Annotated in this window: 18 protein-coding genes; 9 read left to right on the forward strand and 9 right to left on the reverse strand. The window is 74.7% G+C overall.

All coding sequences use genetic code 11. The features are described from left to right. The 8 genes from AC5FZL_RS03350 to AC5FZL_RS03385 all read right to left on the reverse strand — a co-directional run. On the reverse strand, positions 1 to 372 hold a 372-nt coding region (locus AC5FZL_RS03350; RefSeq protein ID WP_493617148.1), incomplete at its 3' end, for an acVLRF1 family peptidyl-tRNA hydrolase. A gap of 15 nt (positions 373 to 387) precedes the next feature. Next, positions 388 to 741: a metal-sulfur cluster assembly factor gene (locus AC5FZL_RS03355; RefSeq protein WP_493617149.1), complete on the reverse strand. Its 354-nt coding sequence runs from the start codon at positions 739 to 741 to the stop codon at positions 388 to 390. Further along, positions 738 to 1217 (reverse strand): iron-sulfur cluster assembly scaffold protein, encoded by a 480-nt coding sequence (locus AC5FZL_RS03360; protein WP_493617150.1) that lies wholly within the window; start codon positions 1215 to 1217, stop codon positions 738 to 740. The genes AC5FZL_RS03355 and AC5FZL_RS03360 overlap by 4 nt, the downstream gene beginning before the upstream one ends. 34 nt (positions 1218 to 1251) lie before the next feature. After that, positions 1252 to 2013: a Fe-S cluster assembly ATPase SufC gene (gene sufC, locus AC5FZL_RS03365; RefSeq protein WP_493617151.1), complete on the reverse strand. Its 762-nt coding sequence runs from the start codon at positions 2011 to 2013 to the stop codon at positions 1252 to 1254. Between the two features lie 3 nt (positions 2014 to 2016). Continuing rightward, the gene (locus AC5FZL_RS03370; protein ID WP_493617152.1) at positions 2017 to 2388 is read right to left on the reverse strand and encodes a non-heme iron oxygenase ferredoxin subunit; all 372 of its coding nucleotides are present in this window, start codon (positions 2386 to 2388) and stop codon (positions 2017 to 2019) included. Next, on the reverse strand, positions 2385 to 3746 hold the full coding sequence (sufD, locus tag AC5FZL_RS03375) for a Fe-S cluster assembly protein SufD (RefSeq protein ID WP_493617153.1): 1362 nt from the start codon (positions 3744 to 3746) through the stop codon (positions 2385 to 2387). Before sufD ends, AC5FZL_RS03370 begins: the two co-directional genes overlap by 4 nt. Positions 3747 to 3748: 2 nt before the next feature. Further along, positions 3749 to 5197 carry a Fe-S cluster assembly protein SufB gene (sufB, locus tag AC5FZL_RS03380; protein ID WP_493617154.1) on the reverse strand — a complete coding sequence of 483 codons (1449 nt, stop codon included), beginning with the start codon at positions 5195 to 5197 and terminating at the stop codon, positions 3749 to 3751. Next, complete coding sequence (locus AC5FZL_RS03385; protein WP_493617155.1) at positions 5194 to 5934, reverse strand: helix-turn-helix transcriptional regulator; 741 nt, start codon at positions 5932 to 5934, stop codon at positions 5194 to 5196. The genes sufB and AC5FZL_RS03385 overlap by 4 nt, the downstream gene beginning before the upstream one ends. A gap of 304 nt (positions 5935 to 6238) precedes the next feature. Here AC5FZL_RS03385 and AC5FZL_RS03390 point away from each other — a divergent pair, with 304 nt between their 5' ends. The 3 genes from AC5FZL_RS03390 to AC5FZL_RS03400 all read left to right on the forward strand — a co-directional run bounded on the left by AC5FZL_RS03390 (position 6239) and on the right by AC5FZL_RS03400 (position 9023). Next, entirely contained in the window at positions 6239 to 7165 is a 927-nt protein-coding gene (locus AC5FZL_RS03390) for an ABC transporter ATP-binding protein (RefSeq protein ID WP_493617177.1), read from the forward strand. After that, the gene (locus AC5FZL_RS03395) at positions 7162 to 7992 is read left to right on the forward strand and encodes an ABC transporter permease (protein ID WP_493617156.1); all 831 of its coding nucleotides are present in this window, start codon (positions 7162 to 7164) and stop codon (positions 7990 to 7992) included. The genes AC5FZL_RS03390 and AC5FZL_RS03395 overlap by 4 nt, the downstream gene beginning before the upstream one ends. 80 nt (positions 7993 to 8072) lie before the next feature. Beyond that, positions 8073 to 9023, forward strand: a complete 951-nt coding sequence (locus AC5FZL_RS03400) for a COX15/CtaA family protein (protein WP_493617157.1) — start codon at positions 8073 to 8075, stop codon at positions 9021 to 9023. A 307-nt stretch (positions 9024 to 9330) separates the two neighbouring features. Here the strand turns inward: AC5FZL_RS03400 and AC5FZL_RS03405 are convergent, their stop codons facing one another. Next, complete coding sequence (locus AC5FZL_RS03405; RefSeq protein ID WP_493617158.1) at positions 9331 to 10269, reverse strand: heme o synthase; 939 nt, start codon at positions 10267 to 10269, stop codon at positions 9331 to 9333. 293 nt (positions 10270 to 10562) lie between these two features. On the opposite strand from AC5FZL_RS03405, the gene tkt reads away from it, so the two are divergent. Genes tkt through pgl form a run of 6 tightly spaced genes read left to right on the forward strand, consistent with a single transcriptional unit; the run spans position 10563 to position 19009 of the window. Next, positions 10563 to 12749: a transketolase gene (tkt, locus tag AC5FZL_RS03410; RefSeq protein WP_493617159.1), complete on the forward strand. Its 2187-nt coding sequence runs from the start codon at positions 10563 to 10565 to the stop codon at positions 12747 to 12749. 45 nt (positions 12750 to 12794) lie between these two features. Then, positions 12795 to 13925 (forward strand): transaldolase, encoded by a 1131-nt coding sequence (gene tal / locus AC5FZL_RS03415; RefSeq protein ID WP_493617160.1) that lies wholly within the window; start codon positions 12795 to 12797, stop codon positions 13923 to 13925. Then, positions 13922 to 15541, forward strand: a complete 1620-nt coding sequence (locus tag AC5FZL_RS03420) for a phosphoglucose isomerase-related protein (RefSeq protein WP_493617161.1) — start codon at positions 13922 to 13924, stop codon at positions 15539 to 15541. Before tal ends, AC5FZL_RS03420 begins: the two co-directional genes overlap by 4 nt. Then, entirely contained in the window at positions 15538 to 17079 is a 1542-nt protein-coding gene (zwf, locus tag AC5FZL_RS03425) for a glucose-6-phosphate dehydrogenase (RefSeq protein WP_493617162.1), read from the forward strand. The genes AC5FZL_RS03420 and zwf overlap by 4 nt, the downstream gene beginning before the upstream one ends. Beyond that, positions 17076 to 18236, forward strand: a complete 1161-nt coding sequence (locus AC5FZL_RS03430) for a glucose-6-phosphate dehydrogenase assembly protein OpcA (RefSeq protein ID WP_493617163.1) — start codon at positions 17076 to 17078, stop codon at positions 18234 to 18236. The genes zwf and AC5FZL_RS03430 overlap by 4 nt, the downstream gene beginning before the upstream one ends. Next, positions 18233 to 19009 carry a 6-phosphogluconolactonase gene (pgl, locus tag AC5FZL_RS03435; protein WP_493617164.1) on the forward strand — a complete coding sequence of 259 codons (777 nt, stop codon included), beginning with the start codon at positions 18233 to 18235 and terminating at the stop codon, positions 19007 to 19009. Before AC5FZL_RS03430 ends, pgl begins: the two co-directional genes overlap by 4 nt. The last annotated feature ends 10 nt before the right edge of the window (positions 19010 to 19019 follow it).

Here is a 19019-nt window from a genome sequence, read left to right on the forward strand (position 1 = left end):
GCGCCGGGCGTAGCGCTGCTGGGACCACCCGCCGGCCGCGGTGCGCGCCTGCACGTAGCGGGTGCCGGTGGTGTGGTCGGTCAGCTCCCCGGCCACCGCGGTGCCCACCGCCCACCCGCCGCGGCGCACGAGCACCACGAGCGCGGTGCGCGGCGCCCCGGCGTGGGCCGCCAGTGCGGCCACCGGGTCATCGCCCGCGGGCCCCGGCAGGGGCGGCCACGGCACCTCCAGCTCGGCGCGCGCGCCGTCGGCCGCGACCAGCCGGACGGCGTCCGCGCCCGCCTTGACCTCGGCGCCGCCGTGCGCGGCGGCGAACCGCTGCGCCCAGCCCGCCAGGCGCTCGGCCGGGACCTCGACCAGCCGGCTGCTCACCCGCCCCTCAACACCTCAGACGTTGAAGCCGAGCGCCCGCAGCTGCTCGCGGCCGTCGTCGGTGATCTTGCCCATGTCCCACGGCGGCATCCAGACCCAGTTGATCCGGTGGTCGTCGACCAGGCCCTCGAGGGCGTTGGTGACCTGCTCCTCGATGACGTCGGTCAGCGGGCACGCCGCGGAGGTCAGGGTCATGTCGATCACCGCGGTGCGCGGCGCCTCGAGGGTGAGGCCGTAGATCAGGCCCAGGTCGACGACGTTGATCCCCAGCTCGGGGTCGACGACGTCCTTGAGGGCCTCCTCGACGTCGGCGACGTCGACGCCGCCGGCCTGCTGGCCGCTGGCCGGCTCCGTGCTCTGCTCGCTCATGCGTCCTCCTGGTCGGTGCTGCCCGTGGGCCTGGTCTGGGTGGTGCTGGTCGTGCTCGTGGCCTGTGCGCGTGCCGCCTCGGCCAGGGCCCGGCGCAGCGCCGACCACCCCAGGAGAGCGCACCCGAGGCGCCCGGGCGCGGTCCTCACCGTGGTGAACGCCGCCAGGTCGCCGTCCTCTTCCCAGGTGGCCGCGCGCTCCCCGCGCACGACCGCCTCGGCGTCGCGGCAGCGGGCGAGCGCCTGCTCCAGGCCGAGCCCGGTCACCGCCGCCGTGGCCACCGAGGTGCCGGCCACGCTCACGGTGCAGCCCAGCGCCTCGTGCGAGACCTCGGCGACCCGGGCGCCGCTCGCGCCGGCCTCGAGGCGCACCCGCAGGCGCACCTCGTCGCCGCACGTGCGCACGACCTGGAGCACCTCGGCGTCGAAGGGCGAGCGCAGCCCGGCACCCACCGGGTGCCGGGCGTGCTCGGCCATGAGCGCCGAGCGCAGGGCCCGCTCGGCGGCGGCGTCAGCCGGCCGCGGTGAGGAAGCGGTCGTAGCCGTTCTCCTCCAGCTCGTCGGCCAGCTCCGGGCCGCCCTCCTCGGCCACGCGCCCGGCCACGAAGACGTGGACGAAGTCGGGCTTCACGTAGCGGAGGATCCGCGTGTAGTGGGTGATGAGCAGCACGCCCGACTCCCCCGTCGCCCCGAGGCGGTTGACGCCCTCGGAGACGATCTTCAGGGCGTCCACGTCGAGGCCGGAGTCGGTCTCGTCGAGGATGGCGATCTTCGGCTTCAGGAGCTCCATCTGGAGGATCTCGTGGCGCTTCTTCTCACCGCCGGAGAAGCCCTCGTTGACGTTGCGCTCGGCGAAGGTGGGGTCCATCCGCAGCGCCTCCATCGCCGTGCGCACGTCCTTGGTCCAGGTGCGCAGGTTCGGGGCGGTGCCCGAGACGGCGGTCTTGGCGGTGCGCAGGAAGTTGGAGACGGTGACGCCGGGGACCTCGACCGGGTACTGCATGGCGAGGAACAGGCCGGCGCGGGCGCGCTCGTCCACGGTCATCGCGAGGACGTCCTCGCCGTCGAGCGTGACCGTGCCACCGGTGACGGTGTAGCGCGGGTGCCCGGCGATGGAGTAGGCCAGCGTCGACTTGCCGGAGCCGTTCGGGCCCATGATCGCGTGCGTCTCGCCCGAGGACACGGTGAGGTCGACGCCGCGCAGGATCTCCTTGGCGCCGGCGTCGGGGGTGTCGACCGTGACGTGCAGGCCGCGGATCTCAAGGGTGGACATCGGTCAGGACTCCTCGGTCATCAGGTTCTGCTCGTTCAGGGGGCCGACGTCGGTGCTCACGTCGACCAGGACGTCGTCGCCGGCCAGGCTCACCCGGTACACCGCCACCGGGGAGACGGCGGGCAGGCCGCTGGGCCGGCCGGTGCGCAGGTCGAAGCTCGACCCGTGCAGCCAGCACTCGATCTCGCAGCCGACCACCTCGCCCTCGGACAGCGCGATGGCCTGGTGGCTGCAGACGTCGGCGATGGCGTGCAGGTCGCCGTCCTCGTCGCGGACCACCGCGATCGGCACGCTGCCGGACGGGCCCGGCAGGTCCACGTGCAGCGCTCCGACCTCGGGGACGTCCGAGAGCGCGCAGGCGCGCTGGGCGCTCACGCCCCGGCCGCCACGGACTCGGCGACCGCGTCGGCGACCCCGGCCGCCACCGGCGGGAGCGCGGACAGCGCGAGCTCGGCGTCGATGGCCTCCATGAGCCGGTCGGTCACCGCGGGAGCGCCGATCTGCTGGAGGACGTCGAAGAAGAAGGCGCGGACCACCATGCGGCGGGCCTGCTCCTCGGGGATGCCCCGGGACTGCAGGTAGAAGAGCTGCTCGTCGTCGAAGCGCCCGGTGGCGCTGGCGTGCCCGGCCCCGACGATCTCGCCCGTCTCGATCTCGAGGTTCGGGACCGAGTCGGCCCGCGCGCCGTCGGTGAGGACGAGGTTGCGGTTGAGCTCGTAGGTGTCGGTGCCCAGCGCGGTGGCGCGGATGAGGACGTCGCCGACCCACACGGTGTGGGCGGTCTCGCCCTGCAGCGCGCCCTTGTAGACGACGTTGCTGCGGCAGTTCGGCTTCTCGTGGTCGACGAAGGAGCGGTGCTCCAGGTGCTGGCCGGCGTCGGCGAAGTACACGCCGAGCAGGGTCGCGTCGCCGCCGGGCCCGGCGTAGCGCACGGTCGCGCCCATCCGGACGAGCTTCCCGCCGAGGGTGACGGCCACGTGCTTGACCGTGGCGTCGCGCCCGACCAGGACGTCGTGCTGGGCCAGGTGGTGCGCGTCGTCGTCCCACTGCTGGACGCTGACGACGGTCAGGTGCGCGCCCTCGCCGACCCGCACCTCCACGCCGCTGGCGATCGCGCCGGAGCCGCGGTGGTCCAGGACCACGGTGGCGCGGCTGTACGGGCCGGCGTCCACCACGAGGTGGTGCGCCGAGCGCGCGCCCTCGGCGCGCAGCGCGACGACGACCGGCTCGCCCGGGTCGGCCTCGGCGGCGATGGTCACCACGTCGGCGCCGTCGGCGTCGGCGTAGGCCACGACCGCGGCGCGGTCGCCGGGGACGAACCCGGCCCCGCGCGCCGGGTCACCGGCGGCGACCCGGCGGTGCGAGACGCCGGCGGGGGCGGTGACGGAGACCTGGAGCTGGGCCGCGCCCGGGCCGGCGGGCTCGAACAGGGCCCGCGCCCCGGACAGCGGGGTGAACCGCCACTCCTCCTCGCGCCCGGTCGGCACGGCGAACTCCTCCACGGCGAAGGAGGTGTGCCGCTCGGCGCGGCTCTGCTGGGGCACGCCGGCGCCGTGGGAGTGGGCGACCAGGCCGTGCTGGTCGTCCGGGGCGCCCGCGGCCGCCGAGCCGGGGCCGATCGGGTCGTCGACGACGAGGCCGGCGGGGGTGCCGGAGGCGACGTCGAGGGCGACCTCCGACGTCCCGCTGGGGACGTCGGAGGTGGGCTGGGGGGTGGTGTCGGTGTGCGCCATCGTCAGCCGACGGCTCCTTCCATCTGCAGCTCGATGAGCCGGTTCAGCTCCAGGGCGTACTCCATGGGCAGCTCGCGGGCGATCGGCTCGATGAAGCCGCGCACGATCATCGCCATCGCCTCGTCCTCGGCCATGCCGCGGGACATGAGGTAGAAGAGCTGGTCCTCGCTCACCTTGGACACGGTCGCCTCGTGGCCCATCGACACGTCGTCCTCGCGGACATCGACGTAGGGGTAGGTGTCCGAGCGCGAGATCGAGTCCACGAGCAGCGCGTCGCAGCGCACCGTCGAGGCCGAGTGGCTGGCGCCCTCGAGCACCTGCACGAGACCGCGGTAGGACGCGCGGCCACCGCCGCGGGCGACGGACTTGGAGATGATCGAGGACGACGTGTTCGGCGCCGCGTGGACCATCTTCGCGCCGGCGTCCTGGTGCTGGCCCTCGCCGGCGAAGGCGACCGACAGCGTCTCGCCCTTGGCGTGCTCGCCCATGAGGAAGATCGCCGGGTACTTCATGGTCACCTTGGAGCCGATGTTGCCGTCGACCCACTCCATGGTCGCGCCCTCGGCGGCGGTCGCCCGCTTGGTGACGAGGTTGTAGACGTTGTTCGACCAGTTCTGGATGGTCGTGTACCGCACGCGGGCGTTCTTCTTGACGATGATCTCCACGACCGCGGAGTGCAGCGAGTCGCTCTTGTAGATCGGCGCCGTGCAGCCCTCGACGTAGTGGATGTAGGAGCCCTCGTCGGCGATGATCAGCGTCCGCTCGAACTGGCCCATGTTCTCCGTGTTGATCCGGAAGTAGGCCTGCAGCGGGATGTCGACGTGCACGCCCGGCGGCACGTAGATGAAGGAGCCGCCCGACCACACGGCCGTGTTCAGCGCGGCGAACTTGTTGTCCCCCGGCGGGATGACGGTGCCGAAGTACTCCTGGAAGAGCTCCGGGTGGTCCCTCAGGCCCGTGTCGGTGTCGACGAAGATGACGCCCTTGGCCTCCAGGTCCTCGCGGATCTGGTGGTAGACGACCTCCGACTCGTACTGGGCCGCGACGCCGGAGACGAGGCGCTGCTTCTCGGCCTCGGGGATGCCCAGGCGGTCGTAGGTGTTGCGGATGTCCTCGGGCAGCTCGTCCCAGGTGGCGGCCTGCTTCTCCGTGGACTTCACGAAGTACTTGATGTTGTCGAAGTCGATGTCGGAGAGGTCGCTGCCCCAGTCCGGCATGGGCTTGCGGCCGAACATCTTCAGCGCCTTGAGGCGGGTGCGCAGCATCCACTCCGGCTCGCCCTTGCGGCCAGAGATGTCGCGGACGACGTCCTCGTTCAGCCCGCGGCGGGCGTTGGTGCCGGCGACGTCGGAGTCGGCCCACCCGTACTGGTAGGTGCCCAGACCGGCGAGGGAGGGGTTGCGGGCCTCGATGTCGTTCAGTGCCGGCTGGGTGGTCTCGGGTGCGGTCATCGCGGGTCCGTCCCTTCGGGTGGTGCCGTGGCGTGCAGGGGGTGGTGCTCGTCGTGCGGGTGCGGCTGCGGTTCGGTCTGGGTGGTGACGTGGGTCGTGCAGGCGTGGGAGCCGGTGGCCAGCGTGGCCAGCCGCTGGACCGGGGCCCCGAGCAGGCGCTCGAACGCCTCGGCCTCGGCCCGGCACAGCTCCGGGAACGCGGCGGCGACGCTCTCCACCGGACAGTGTCCCTGGCACAGCTGCACGCCCTCGACCGGCCCCGCCCGCACCGGGCGGGCGCTGGCGGCGAAGCCGTCGGCGGTCAGGGCCTCGGCCAGGGCGCGCACCCGCGAGGGCACGTCGGGCGCGTGCGCGACGGCGGCCGCGTACCGCTCCTCGAGCTCGCCGGCGCGCACCCGCGCGAAGCGGGCCACCGCCTCAGCGCCCTCGGTGCGGGCCAGGTAGCCCAGGGCCGAGGCGGCGAGGTCGTCGTAGGCGCCCGGAGCGGCCGCGTGGCCGTCGCGGGTGAGCACGTACGTGCGGGCCGGGCGACCGCGGTGCCCCGAGCTGGCCCCGCCGCGCGCCCGGACCTGGCCGGAGAGCACGAGGGCGTCGAGGTGGCGCCGGACGGCGGCCGGGGTGACGCCCAGCTCGGAGGCGAGGTCCGCGGCCGTGACGGGTCCGCTCTGGAGGACGGCGCGCACGACCCGCTGACGGGTGCTGCGCTCGACGTCCACCGGGGTGCCCACGGTTTGCACAACGCCAGTGTGCCCTAATTCGCTTCCCCGCCGATCCGGCGCAGGGCGCCCTTGTGATCACCGTCACCCGCGGGTTCCTCGGCGTCGGGTGCCGTGGGCCGGCTGCCGATGTCCCTCGACGGTGACCCGTGCCACTGCGGGGCGGGCGTCCTGCGGGGCACTCCCGACGTACCCGGCGCCTAGACTCCACCGGGTGAGCAGCACGGGCGGCGCCCTCACCGCCAGCGCGCCCCTCCCTCCCCAGCTCGACCCCTCGCGCGGCTCCGGCGACGAGCCCGGCGCGGCCGCCGTCGCGGTCACCGGCCTGGTCAAGCGCTACGGGGGGCGGGCCGCCGTCGACGGCCTCACGCTGCGCGCCGAGCGCGGCGCGATCACCGCGGTCCTGGGCCCCAACGGCGCCGGCAAGACGACGACCGTGGAGTGCTGCGTCGGCCTTCGCTCCCCCGACGGCGGCAGCGTGCGGGTGCTGGGCCTCGACCCGGCGCGTGACGGCGCGCGGCTGCGCTCCCGGGTCGGGGTGCTGCTGCAGGACGGCGGGCTTCCGAACGGCGCCCCCGCCATGGCGGTGCTGCGGCACGTCGCCTCGCTGCACGCCGACCCGATGGACGCCGGCGAGCTCGCCGCCGCCCTCGGCGTCGACGCCTTCGCGCGCACCGCGGTCCGCCGGCTGTCCGGCGGCCAGCGCCAGCGCCTGGCCCTGGCCGCCGCCGTCGTCGGCCGCCCCGAGCTGCTCTTCCTCGACGAGCCGAGCGCCGGGCTCGACCCGCACGGGCGCCAGGCGGTGTGGGGCCTGCTCGAGCGGCTGCGCGCAGCCGGCGTCGCCGTCGTCCTCACCACGCACTCGATGGAGGAGACCGAGCGACTGGCCGACTCCGTCGTCGTCGTGCGGGCCGGCCGCGAGGTCGCCACGGGCACCGTCGCCGAGCTGACGGGCGGGGGTGGCGCCGACCACCTGCGCTTCTCGGCCGTGGCCGGGATGGACCTCGCCGAGCTGCGCCGGGCACTGCCGCCGACGGTGACCACCACCGAGGTCGGGCCGGGGCGCTACGAGGTGCGCGCCGTGCAGGCGGGCGCCTCCAGCGGCGCCGTGGACCCGCAGGTGGTGGCCACGGTCGCCTCGTGGTGCGCCGGCCGAGGCGTCATGCCCCAGGGGCTCACCGTGGGGCGGCGCACCCTCGAGGAGGTCGTGCTCGAGCTCACCGGCGGCCCGGCCGACTGGCAGGAGCGGTGAGCGCCCCCGACGTGGGAGTGGACGCCGGCCGGGGAGCCGGGCTGCGCCTGGCCCCCGGCGGCGGGGCTGCACCCGCCTGGCGCCGCGCGGTGGCGCAGGCCCGCTTCGACACCTCCGTGCTGCTGCGCAACGGCGAGCAGCTGCTCGTCAGCCTCGTCCTGCCGGCCCTCGCGCTGCTCGCGCTGGTGCGGCTGCCGCTGGACGACCTCGGGCTGCCCGCGGCGCTGGCCGACCTGCCCGCCGTGGACGTCGTGACCCCCGGCGTCCTGGGGCTGGCCGTGGTCTCCACCGCCTTCACCGGCCAGGCGATCCAGCTCGGCTTCGACCGCCGCTACGGCGTCCTGCGGCTGCTGGCGACCACGCCGCTCGGCCGCGAGGGGCTGCTGGCCGGGCGGGTCCTGGCCGTGGCGGTCGTCGAGGTGCTGCAGGTGGTGGTGCTCAGCGCGATCGCCCTGGCCCTCGGGTGGCGTCCGCTCGCGCAGGGCGCCGTCGCCCCGCTCGGGCTCGCGCTGGCGCTGCTGGCCGGCACCGCCGCCTTCGGCGCCCTGGCGGTGCTCCTGGCCGGGCTCCTGCGCGCCGAGGCCGTGCTCGGGCTGGCGAACCTCCTCTACGTGCTCCTGCTCGCCGGCGGCGGGCTGCTGCTGCCGCGCGAGGGGCTGCCCGGCCCGCTGGCCGCCGTGGCCGCCGTCCTGCCGTCGGCCGCGCTCGGCGACGCCGCACGGGCGGCCGCGCTCGACGGCGCCCTCGCCCTGGGGCCGCTCGCCGTCCTCGTGGCCTGGGCGCTCGGGGCCGGAGCGCTGGCGGCGCGCACGTTCCGCTGGAGCTGACGGCGCGCGCCGGCAGGGGGTGAGCCGGGTCACCAGGGCCGTGGCACCGGGGCGCCTCGGCGGGCACCTACCCTCGTGACGTGGTCAGCCCCGCCCTCTCCCGCCCCGCGCCGTCGGGCGCTCCCCTCCCGCCGCGCAGCGCCATCGGCGGGTGGACCCGCGCCGTGCTCGTGGCCAACCTCGTCGCGCAGGTGCTCATCGTCGTCACCGGCGGCGTCGTCCGGCTCACCGGCTCGGGCCTGGGCTGCCCGACCTGGCCGCAGTGCGCGCCCGGCTCGTACGTGCCGACCGTCGAGCAGGCGGAGGGCTTCCACAAGTACGTCGAGTTCGGCAACCGGCTGCTGACCTTCCTCGTGCTCGTCCTGGCCGTCGCGGCGCTCGTCGCGGTCTGGCGCCTGCGCCGCCCGGGCCTGCGCGTGGTGGCTGCCCTCCCGCTCGTCGGCGTCGTGCTGCAGGCGGTGATCGGCGGGATCACGGTGCTGACCTCGCTGCACCCGGCGACCGTCGCGCTGCACTTCCTCGTCTCGATGCTCCTCGTGGCCGTCTCCACCCTGCTGCTGCTGCGCGCCGGTGAGGGCGACGAGCCGCCGCGCTCCCTCGTGCCCCCGGTGCTGCGCCAGATGACGTGGGTGCTCGTCGCCGTGGCCGCGGGCGTGCTCGTGCTGGGCACCGTCGTGACCGGGTCCGGGCCGCACTCCGGCGACGCCGAGGACCCGGCCCGCTTCGGCCTCGACCCCCGCACCGTCAGCTGGCTGCACGCCGACCTCGTGCTGCTCTTCCTCGGCCTCGCCATCGGCCTGTACGTCGCGCTGCGGGTGGTCACCGCGCCGCGCCGGTCCGTGCGCGCCGCGGCCCTCGTGCTCCTCGTCACCCTGGCCCAGGGCCTCGTCGGCTACGTGCAGTACGCCACCGACCTGCCCGAGGCGCTCGTCATCGCGCACATGCTCGGGGCCTGCCTGCTCGTGGTCGCGGTGACCACCCTCGTCGTCGCGGTGCGCGTGCGCGCTCCCGAGGACGCCCTCCCCGTCTGACACCCCACCGGGGGCCCCGGGACCGCACTTCTCCGGAGGAGTGCGGTTCGCGGGGGCCTCGGGACCGCACTTCTCCGCAGGAGTGCGGCTCGCGGGCACCCCGGGACCGCACTTCTCCACAGGAGTGCGGTTCGCGGGCACCTCGGGACCGCACTTCTCCGCAGGAGTGCGGTTCGCGGGAGACCCCGGACGCACCTGAGGCCGCACCCCGTGAGCGGGGTGCGGCCTCAGGTGGCGGGTCGGGCGGTGCCCCTCGGAAGAGCGGTGCGCCCCAGAAGAGCGGTGCCCCTCGGGAGAGCGGTGCGCCTCAGAAGAGCTGGTACGGCAGGACGGCGTCCACGGCGAGCGCGAGGAACAGCAGCGTCAGGTAGCTGATCGAGGTGTGGAACACGCGCATGGCGCCCACATCGTCGGCCGACGCCACGCGCTTCGCCCGGCGCAGCAGCGCGTGCGCCTCGAGGAGGAACCACGCGCCGAGCACCACCGCGGCGACGGCGTAGACCAGCCCCGTGCCGGCCACCGGCACGAGCACGAGCGTGGCGGCGACCGTGGCCCAGGTGTAGGCGACGACCTGGCGGCCCACCGCGGTGGGCGCGGCCACGACGGGCAGCATCGGGACGCCGACCTCGGCGTAGTCGGTGCGGTACTTGATGGACAGCGGCCAGTAGTGCGGCGGCGTCCAGAGGAAGATGATCGCGAAGAGCACCCACGGCGTCCACGACAGGCTGCCGGTCACCGCGGACCAGCCGATGAGCACGGGCATGCACCCGGCCGCGCCGCCCCAGACGATGTTCTGGCTCGTGCGGCGTTTGAGGCCGAGGGTGTAGACGAAGACGTAGAAGGCGATCGCGAGCCCGGCGAGCAGGGCGGAGAGACCGTTGACGACCGCGGCGAGCCACACGACCGACACGACGCCGAGCGCGATCCCGAAGACCAGCGCCTCGCGCGGGCTGACCACGCCGGTGACCAGGGGCCGCCGGCTGGTGCGGTGCATCCGCATGTCGATGTCGCGGTCGATGTAGCAGTTCAGGGCGTTGGCGCTGGCCGCGGCGAGCGTGCCGCCGACGAGCGTGGCGGCGAGCAGGCTGAGCCGGGGCAGCCCGCGCTCGGCCAGCATCATCGTCGGCACCGTGGTCATGAGCAGCAGCTCGATGATCCGGGGCTTGGTCAGCGCCACGAAGCCGACCAGCCGCTGGCGGCGGGTCCAGCTCGACGGAGCCTCGGCGACGTGGTCGACGGCGGTCACGGGTTCTCGCGGTCCTCGCTGCAGGGCATCCCCGGGGGCTGGCGCTCCACTGTACGACCCGGCGTCCGGGGGACGGCGGCCCGGCCGCGCGCTGATCGGGCTCAACCCCGCGAGCGGGCGGCCGATCCTTCCGGTGGAGCGCGTCCGGGCGCGTGTGGCGGCCTCCGTGCAGGTGAGTAGGCTCACAGCGACGGATGGCTGGCCGCACGACGGTGCCGGGCCGCCGCAGAGCGACACCGAATCGGGCCGCGCGCCGGGTCCCTCGCGCGCGACGCAGGGAGAGGACCCCACCAGTGACCACGATCGACAAGACCGCCACGACGAACGCCCTCGAGTGGGACGACGTCGACAGCCGCGCGGTCGACACCGTCCGGCTGCTCGCCGCCGACGCCGTGCAGAAGGTCGGCAACGGCCACCCGGGCACGGCGATGAGCCTGGCCCCGGCCGCGTACCTGCTCTTCCAGAAGGTCATGAAGTCCGACCCCACGGACCCGCACTGGGACGGGCGCGACCGCTTCGTCCTGTCGGCCGGGCACTCCAGCCTGACCCTGTACATCCAGCTCTACCTGGCCGGCTACGGCCTCGAGCTCGACGACCTCAAGGCGCTGCGCACGTGGGGCTCGAAGACCCCCGGCCACCCGGAGTACAAGCACACCGACGGCGTCGAGATCACCACCGGCCCGCTGGGCCAGGGCCTGGCCAGCGCGGTGGGCATGGCGATGGCCGCCCGCCGCGAGCGCGGCCTGCTCGACCCCGACGCCGCCCCCGGCGAGAGCGTCTTCGACCACGGCATCTACGTCATCGCCTCCGACGGCGACCTCGAGGAGGGCGTCACCTCCGAGGCGAGCTCCCTCGCCGGCCACCAGGAGCTGGGCAACCTCACGGTCATCTACGACCAGAACCAGATCTCCATCGAGGACGACACCGACATCGCCTTCACCGAGGACGTCGTCAAGCGCTACGAGGCGTACGGCTGGCACGTCCAGACCGTCGACTTCACCAACGGCGGCGGCGAGTACCACGAGGACGTCGAGGCCCTGTACGCCGCGCTGCAGGCCGCGAAGGCCGAGACCGGCCGCCCGTCCTTCATCGCGCTGAAGACCCGCATCGCGTGGCCCGCGCCGACCCTGCAGAACACCGGCAAGTCCCACGGCTCCGCCCTCGGCGACGCCGAGATCAAGGCCACCAAGGAGCTGCTGGGCTTCGACCCCGAGGCCACCTTCGCCGTCGAGGACGCCGTGATCGAGCGCACCCGCGGCATCGTCGAGCGGCTCAAGCCGACCCGCGAGGCCTGGGACGCCGCCTACGCCGCGTGGCGCGAGGCCAACCCCGACCGCGCCGCGCTGCTCGACCGGATGAAGGAGCGCCGCCTGCCCGAGGGCTGGACCGACGCGCTGCCGTCCTTCCCCGCCGGCAAGGACGTCTCCACCCGCAAGGCCTCCGGCACGGTGCTCAACGCCCTCGCGCCGGTGCTGCCCGAGCTGTGGGGCGGCTCCGCCGACCTGGCCGAGAGCAACAACACGACCATGGAGGGCGAGCCGTCCTTCATCCCGGCCTCGCGCGCCACGCGCAGCTGGAGCGGCAACGAGTACGGCCGCACGCTGCACTTCGGCATCCGCGAGCACGCCATGGGCTCGATCATGAACGGGATCACCCTGCACGGCGGCACCCGCGTGTACGGCGGCACGTTCCTCGTCTTCAGCGACTACATGCGCCCGCCGGTGCGCCTGGCCGCGCTCATGCAGATCCCGACCACCTACGTGTGGACGCACGACTCGATCGGCCTGGGCGAGGACGGCCCGACCCACCAGCCGGTGGAGCACCTGTCCGCGCTGCGCGTCATCCCCGGCCTGGCCGTGGTCCGCCCCGCCGACGCCAACGAGACGTCCTTCGCCTGGCGCGGGATCCTCGAGCACACCGACGGCCCGTCCGCGATCATCCTCAGCCGGCAGAACCTGCCGACGTTCGAGCGCGGCACCGGTGCGGCCACCACCGAGGCGTTCGGGTCCGCCGAGGGCGTCCTGCGCGGCGCCTACGTCCTCGCCGAGGCCAGCACCGGCACCCCCGAGGTCATCCTCGTGGGCACCGGCTCGGAGGTGCAGATCGCCGTGGCCGCCCGCGAGCAGCTCGAGGCGGACGGCGTCCCCACCCGCGTGGTCTCCATGCCCTGCCGCGAGTGGTTCGCCGAGCAGGACGCCGACTACCGCGAGCAGGTGCTGCCCGCCGCGGTGAAGGCGCGCGTCTCGGTCGAGGCCGGCGTCGCCGCCGGCTGGCGCGACGTGGTCGGCGACGCCGGCCGCAGCATCTCCCTCGAGCACTTCGGCGCCTCCGCGGACGCCAAGACCCTCTACCGCGAGCTGGGCTTCACCGCCGAGCACGTGGTCGCCGCGGCCCGCGAGTCCATCGAGGCCGTCGGGTCCGACTCCCCCGGCAGCGTCAGCGCCTCCAGCTCGCCGACCGGCGGCACCAGCGACCGCTGAGCCGCAGCGCTCATCCCCAGCACTCTCCCCTCTAGGAGGAGCACCATGGCCACCAACGCAGCAGCAGAGCTCAACCAGGCCGGCGTCTCGGTCTGGCTCGACGACCTGTCCCGCGAGCTGATCGGCTCGGGCGAGCTCCAGCGCCTCGTCGCCGAGAGCGGCGTCGTCGGCGTCACGAGCAACCCGACGATCTTCGCGTCGGCCCTGTCCAAGGGCGACCGCTACACCGACCAGGTCAAGGAGCTCGTCGCCAAGGGCGCCGACCTCGACCAGGCCATCTTCGAGATCACGACCAAGGACGTCCGCGACGCGTGCGACGTCCTGCGCCCGGTCTGGGAGGCCACCGGCCACCTCGACGGCAAGGTCTCCCTCGAGGTCGACCCGCGGCTGTCCCGCGACACCGAGGCGACCACCGAGTCCGCGCGCACGCTGTGGACCACGGTCGACCGCCCCAACCTCTACATCAAGATCCCCGCGACCGTGGAGGGCCTGCCGGCCATCACCACCGCGATCTCCGAGGGGATCAGCGTCAACGTCACGCTGATCTTCAGCCTGGACCGCTACCGCGGCGTCATGAGCGCCTACCTCACCGGGCTGGAGCAGGCCCGCGAGAAGGGCCTCGACCTCTCGACGATCGACTCGGTGGCGAGCTTCTTCGTCTCCCGCGTCGACTCCGAGATCGACAAGCGCCTCGAGGCGATCGGCACCGAGGAGGCCCTGGCCCTGCGCGGCAAGGCCGCCCTGGCCAACGCCCGCCTCGCCTTCGAGGCCTACGAGGAGGTCTTCTCCAGCCCGCGCTGGAAGGTCCTCGAGGAGGCCGGGGCCAACCGCCAGCGCCCGCTGTGGGCCTCGACCGGGGTGAAGAACCCCGACTACCCCGACACCCTCTACGTCACCGAGCTGGTCACCGCCGGCACCGTGAACACGATGCCGGGCTCCACGCTCGAGGCGGTCGCCGACCACGGCGAGCTGCACGGCGACACCATCCGCGGCACCTACGCGGAGGCCACCGCCACCCTCGACGCCCTCGAGCGCGTGGGCGTGTCCTACACCGAGGTCGTCGAGCTGCTCGAGCGCGAGGGCCTGGACAAGTTCGAGAAGTCCTGGGGCGACCTGCAGGGCTCCGTGCGCGACGAGCTGGAGCGGGTGTCCGCCCAGGCCGAGGGGGACGAGTGACCGCCGGTCTCGAGGTCGGCGTCGCGGGCGCCGCCGAGGACGCCGTCCGCACGCACGCGCCGTCCCTGACCAGCCACCAGGTCGCCTCGCGGCTGGCCGCCGGCGACGCCACCCTGTGGGGCCCGGACGCCGAGGACGAGGCGTCCAAGCGCCTGGGCTGGACGACGCTGCCGACCGCCTCGCGGCCGCTCGTGGCGCGGATCACCGCCCTGCGGGAGGAGCTGCTGGCCGAGGGCGTCGACCACGTCGTCCTGTGCGGCATGGGCGGCTCCTCGCTGGCCCCCGAGGTCATCACGCGCACGGCCGGGGTCGAGCTGACCGTCCTCGACGGCACCGACCCCGAGCAGGTCGCCCGCGCCCTGGGCGACCGCCTGGAGCGCACCGTCGTCGTGGTGTCGAGCAAGTCCGGCGGCACCGTGGAGACCGACAGCCAGCGCCGGGCGCTGGAGGCCGCGATGACCGCGGCGGGCATCGACGCCGCCCGCCGCATCGTCGTGGTCACCGACCCGGGCTCCCCGCTGCAGCAGGCGGCGACCGAGGCCGGCTACCGCGCGGTCATCGAGGCCGACCCGACCGTGGGCGGGCGCTACTCGGCGCTGACCGCCTTCGGCCTGGTCCCCTCGGGCCTCGCGGGCGCCGACATCGGCGCCCTGCTCGACGAGGCCGCCGCGGTGACCGACGTCCTGGCGAGCGACGACGTCAGCAACCCGGCCGTCGTCCTGGGCTGCGCCCTCGGCGGCACCGCCGGCAAGGACAAGGTCGTCATCGTCGACGAGGGCTCCGGCCTGGTCGGCTTCGGCGACTGGGCCGAGCAGCTCATCGCCGAGTCCACCGGCAAGCTCGGCACCGGGCTCCTGCCCGTCGTCGTGGCCTCCCCGGCGGACCGCGAGGTCGCCTCCCCGGCCGCCGACGAGCTCGTCGTGCACCTGGTCGGCTCCAGCGACGTCCAGGCCCAGCGCGACGACGTCGTGACCTCCGGCAGCCTCGGCGCCCAGATGCAGCTGTGGGAGACCGCGGTGGCCATCGCCGGGCGCCTGCTGGAGATCAACCCCTTCGACCAGCCGGACGTCGAGAGCGCCAAGGCGGCCGCGCGCGGCCTCCTCGACGCCACCCCCGAGCCGGAGCCGGCGGCGCTGACCGACGGCGCCATCGAGGTGCGGGCGACGCCGGGGCTGCTCAACGGCGTCGACGACGCCGCGGGCGCGCTGGCGGCGCTGCTGGGCCGGCTCGACCCGGCCCGCGGCTACCTCGCGGTGATGGCCTACCTCGACCGCGAGGGCGCTCCCGAGCTGCCCGGCGTCCGCGCGGCCCTCTCCGCCCGCACCGGGCGCCCGGTCACCTTCGGGTGGGCGCCGCGGTTCCTGCACTCCACCGGCCAGTACCACAAGGGCGGCGCCCCGACCGGGGTGTTCCTGCAGATCACGGCCGGCTCGAGCACGCAGGTGGAGATCCCCGGCCGGCCGTTCGACTTCGGCCAGCTGATCAGCGCGCAGGCCGGCGGCGACGCCCGGGTCCTCGCCGAGCACGGCCGGCCGGTGCTGCGCCTGCACCTGACCGACCGCGCCGCCGGGCTGGCCCAGCTGGTGGCCCTGCTGGGCGCAGGAGGGCAGCGGTGACCGCTGAGCTCCTCGGGGCGGGCACCAACCCGCTGCGCGACCCGCGCGACAAGCGCCTGGCCCGCATCGCGGGCCCGTGCGGCATGGTGATGTTCGGCGTCACCGGCGACCTGGCGCGCAAGAAGCTCATGCCGGCGATCTACGACCTCGCCAACCGCGGCCTGCTGCCCCCGGGCTTCTCCCTCGTCGGGTTCGCCCGCCGGGACTGGGCGGAGCAGGACTTCGGGCGCGTGGTCTACGACGCCGTGCGCCAGCACTCGCGCACCCCCTTCCGGGAGGAGGTGTGGCAGCACCTGGCCGAGGGCTTCCGGTTCGTGCCCGGCGAGTTCGACGACCCGGAGGCGTTCAAGACCCTCGCCGAGACGGTCGCCCAGCTGGACGCCGAGCGCGGCACCGGCGGCAACCACGCCTTCTACCTCTCGATCCCGCCGAAGTTCTTCCCGGTGGTCAACGAGCAGCTGGAGCGCTCGGGCCTGGCGAGCAAGGCCGAGGGCTCCTGGCGGCGCGTGGTCATCGAGAAGCCGTTCGGCCGCGACCTGGCCAGCGCCCGCGCGCTCAACGACGTGGTCGAGCGGGTCTTCCCGCCCGAGTCGGTGTTCCGGATCGACCACTACCTGGGCAAGGAGACGGTCCAGAACCTCCTGGCGCTGCGCTTCGCGAACCAGATGTTCGAGCCGCTGTGGAACTCCAACCACGTCGACCACGTGCAGATCACCATGGCCGAGGACATCGGCATCGGCGGCCGCGCGGGGTACTACGACGGGATCGGCGCCGCGCGCGACGTCATCCAGAACCACCTCCTGCAGCTCCTCGCGCTCACGGCGATGGAGGAGCCGGTCTCCTTCGACGCGCACGACCTGCGCGCGGAGAAGGAGAAGGTGCTCTCCGCCGTCCGCCTGCCCGCCGACCTCGACGCCAACACCGCGCGCGGCCAGTACGCGCCGGGCTGGCAGGGCAGCGAGCCGGTCAAGGGCTACCTGGAGGAGGAGGGCATCCCCGCCGACTCCACCACGGAGACCTTCGCCGCGGTGACGCTGGAGATCGACACCCGCCGCTGGGCGGGCGTGCCGTTCTACCTGCGCACCGGCAAGCGCCTGGGCCGCCGCGTCACCGAGATCGCCATCGTCTTCAAGAAGGCGCCGCACCTGCCGTTCGAGTCCACCGCCACCGAGGAGCTGGGGCAGAACGCCCTGGTGGTGCGCGTGCAGCCGGACGAGGGCGTGACCCTGCGCTTCGGGTCGAAGGTGCCGGGCACGGCGATGGAGGTCCGCGACGTCACGATGGACTTCGGGTACGGGCACTCGTTCACCGAGTCCTCCCCCGAGGCCTACGAGCGCCTCATCCTCGACGTGCTGCTCGGCGACCCGCCGCTGTTCCCCCGGCACGAGGAGGTCGAGCTGTCCTGGCGCATCCTCGACCCGGTGATCAAGCACTGGGAGTCGCAGGGCCAGCCCCCGCCCTACCGCTCGGGCTCGTGGGGTCCTGACTCCGCGCACGAGATGCTCGCCCGCACCGGCCGCACGTGGAGGCGCCCGTGATCGTCGACATGCCCCGCACGTCCACCGGCGCGATCGCCAAGCGCCTCGTGGACCTGCGCGACTCCGGTGGCGCCGTGGCGCTGGGCCGGGTGCTCACCCTCATCGTCCCCACCGACGACGAGCACGCGGAGGCGGCGATCGACGCCGCGAACGCGGCGAGCCGGGAGCACCCGTGCCGCATCCTCGTGCTGGCCCGCGGAGAGAGCCGCGGCACCTCGCGCCTGGACGGCCAGATCCGCGTCGGCGGCGACGCCGGCGCGAGCGAGGTCGTGGTGCTGCGCAGCTACGGCCCGCTCACCGAGCACGGCGCCGCCATGGTCGTGCCGCTGCTGCTGCCCGACGCCCCCGTGGTGGCGTGGTGGCCCGGCGAGCCGCCGGTGGACCCCTCGGCGGACCCGATCGGCGCGATGGCCCAGCGCCGGATCACCGACTCGGCCGCGGCCGAGGACCCGGTGGCGAGCCTGCACCGGCTGGCCCAGTGCCACTCCCCCGGCGACACCGACTTCGCCTGGAGCCGGCTGACCCTGTGGCGCGGCTACCTCGCCGCGGCGCTGGACGCCGACCCCAGCGAGCCCGTCACGGCGGCGACCGTGACCGGCGCGGTCGACAGCCCCAGCACCGAGCTGCTGGCCGGCTGGTTGGCGCTGGCGCTGGACTGCCCGGTGACCCGGGCCCGCACCAAGGCCGGCACCGGCATCGTCGGCGTCCGGCTCGAGCGGCCCGGCGGGGCGATCGAGCTGGTCCGCCCGGACGGCTCCGTGGCCACCCTCACCCAGCCCGGGCAGCCGGACCGGCGGATCGCGCTGGCCCGCCGGTCCAACACCGACTGCCTGGCCGAGGAGCTGCGCCGGCTCGACCCCGACGACATCTTCGGCGAGGTCGTGGTCAAGGGGCTGCCCGCCCTGGAGGGGGCCCGGTCCGTGCCGCTGGCCGAGGCCGAGCGCAGCGGCGACGCCTCCTCCCACGCCGACGCGCAGCGGCGCGGCGAGGAGCTCGACGCCCAGGCGGCCCAGGTCGCGGCGGACATCGCGGCGGCCGAGCCCGAGGGCATCGAGCTGGGCGCCGCGACGAGCACCCCGGCCGGCGAGGGCGAGACGAGCCGGCCCCAGCCGGAGCGCTTCGACCGCTCCGGGGAGACCGGGGTGAGCGCCTCGTGAGCCCGGCTCCGGCGCAGGTGGTCGTCCACCCCGACCGCGAGTCCCTCGCGGCGGCGGTGGCGGCCCGCCTCGTGACGCGGATCCTCGACGCCCAGGCGCTGCGAGGGCGCGCCGGGGTGGTCCTCACCGGCGGCACGGTCGGCACGATGGCCCTCGCGCAGCTCGCGACCTCCCCCGCGGTGCGGGCCGTGGACTGGTCCGCGGTCGACCTGTGGTGGGGCGACGAGCGGTTCCTGCCCTCCGGGGACGCCGACCGCAACGAGACCCAGGCCCGCTCGGCGCTGCTCGACGCGCTCGGGCCCCTCGGCCTGGACCCGGCGCGCGTGCACGCCATGCCGCCGAGCGACGGTCCCGACGGCGACGACCCGGACGCCGCTGCCCGCCGCTACGCCGACGAGCTCGCGCGCGTGGCGCGGGAGGACGGCGTCGCCGGCCCCGTCCCGGTGCTCGACGTGCTCCTGCTCGGGGTCGGCCCCGACGGCCACGTGGCCTCGCTCTTCCCCGGCCACCCCGCGGCGCAGCCGGTCTCGGCCGAGGACGAGCGCACCGTCGTAGCGGTGCGCGACGCCCCCAAGCCGCCGCCGACCCGGCTCTCGCTCACCCTCCCGGTGATCACCTCCGCCGAGGAGGTGTGGTGCGTCGTGGACGGCGAGGCCAAGGCCGCCGTCGTCGCCGAGGCCCTGGCCGGCCCGGGCGACCTGCCGTCCAGCCGCGCGGCCGGCGTCCAGCGCACGCTGTGGCTGGTCGACCGCGGGGCGAACAGCCGCCGCTGAGCCCGCACAG

This window comes from Quadrisphaera sp. DVD1 (assembly GCF_058932755.1).

Bases quoted from the DNA above. Each gene is read 5' to 3' on its own strand.
- AC5FZL_RS03355 (WP_493617149.1), bottom strand. From the start codon at position 741: ATGAGCGAGCAGAGCACGGAGCCGGCCAGCGGCCAGCAGGCCGGCGGC.
- AC5FZL_RS03360 (WP_493617150.1), bottom strand. From the start codon at position 1,217: ATGGCCGAGCACGCCCGGCACCCGGTGGGTGCCGGGCTGCGCTCGCCC.
- sufC (WP_493617151.1), bottom strand. From the start codon at position 2,013: ATGTCCACCCTTGAGATCCGCGGCCTGCACGTCACGGTCGACACCCCC.
- sufD (WP_493617153.1), bottom strand. From the start codon at position 3,746: ATGGCGCACACCGACACCACCCCCCAGCCCACCTCCGACGTCCCCAGC.
- sufB (WP_493617154.1), bottom strand. From the start codon at position 5,197: ATGACCGCACCCGAGACCACCCAGCCGGCACTGAACGACATCGAGGCC.
- tal (WP_493617160.1), top strand. From the start codon at position 12,795: ATGGCCACCAACGCAGCAGCAGAGCTCAACCAGGCCGGCGTCTCGGTC.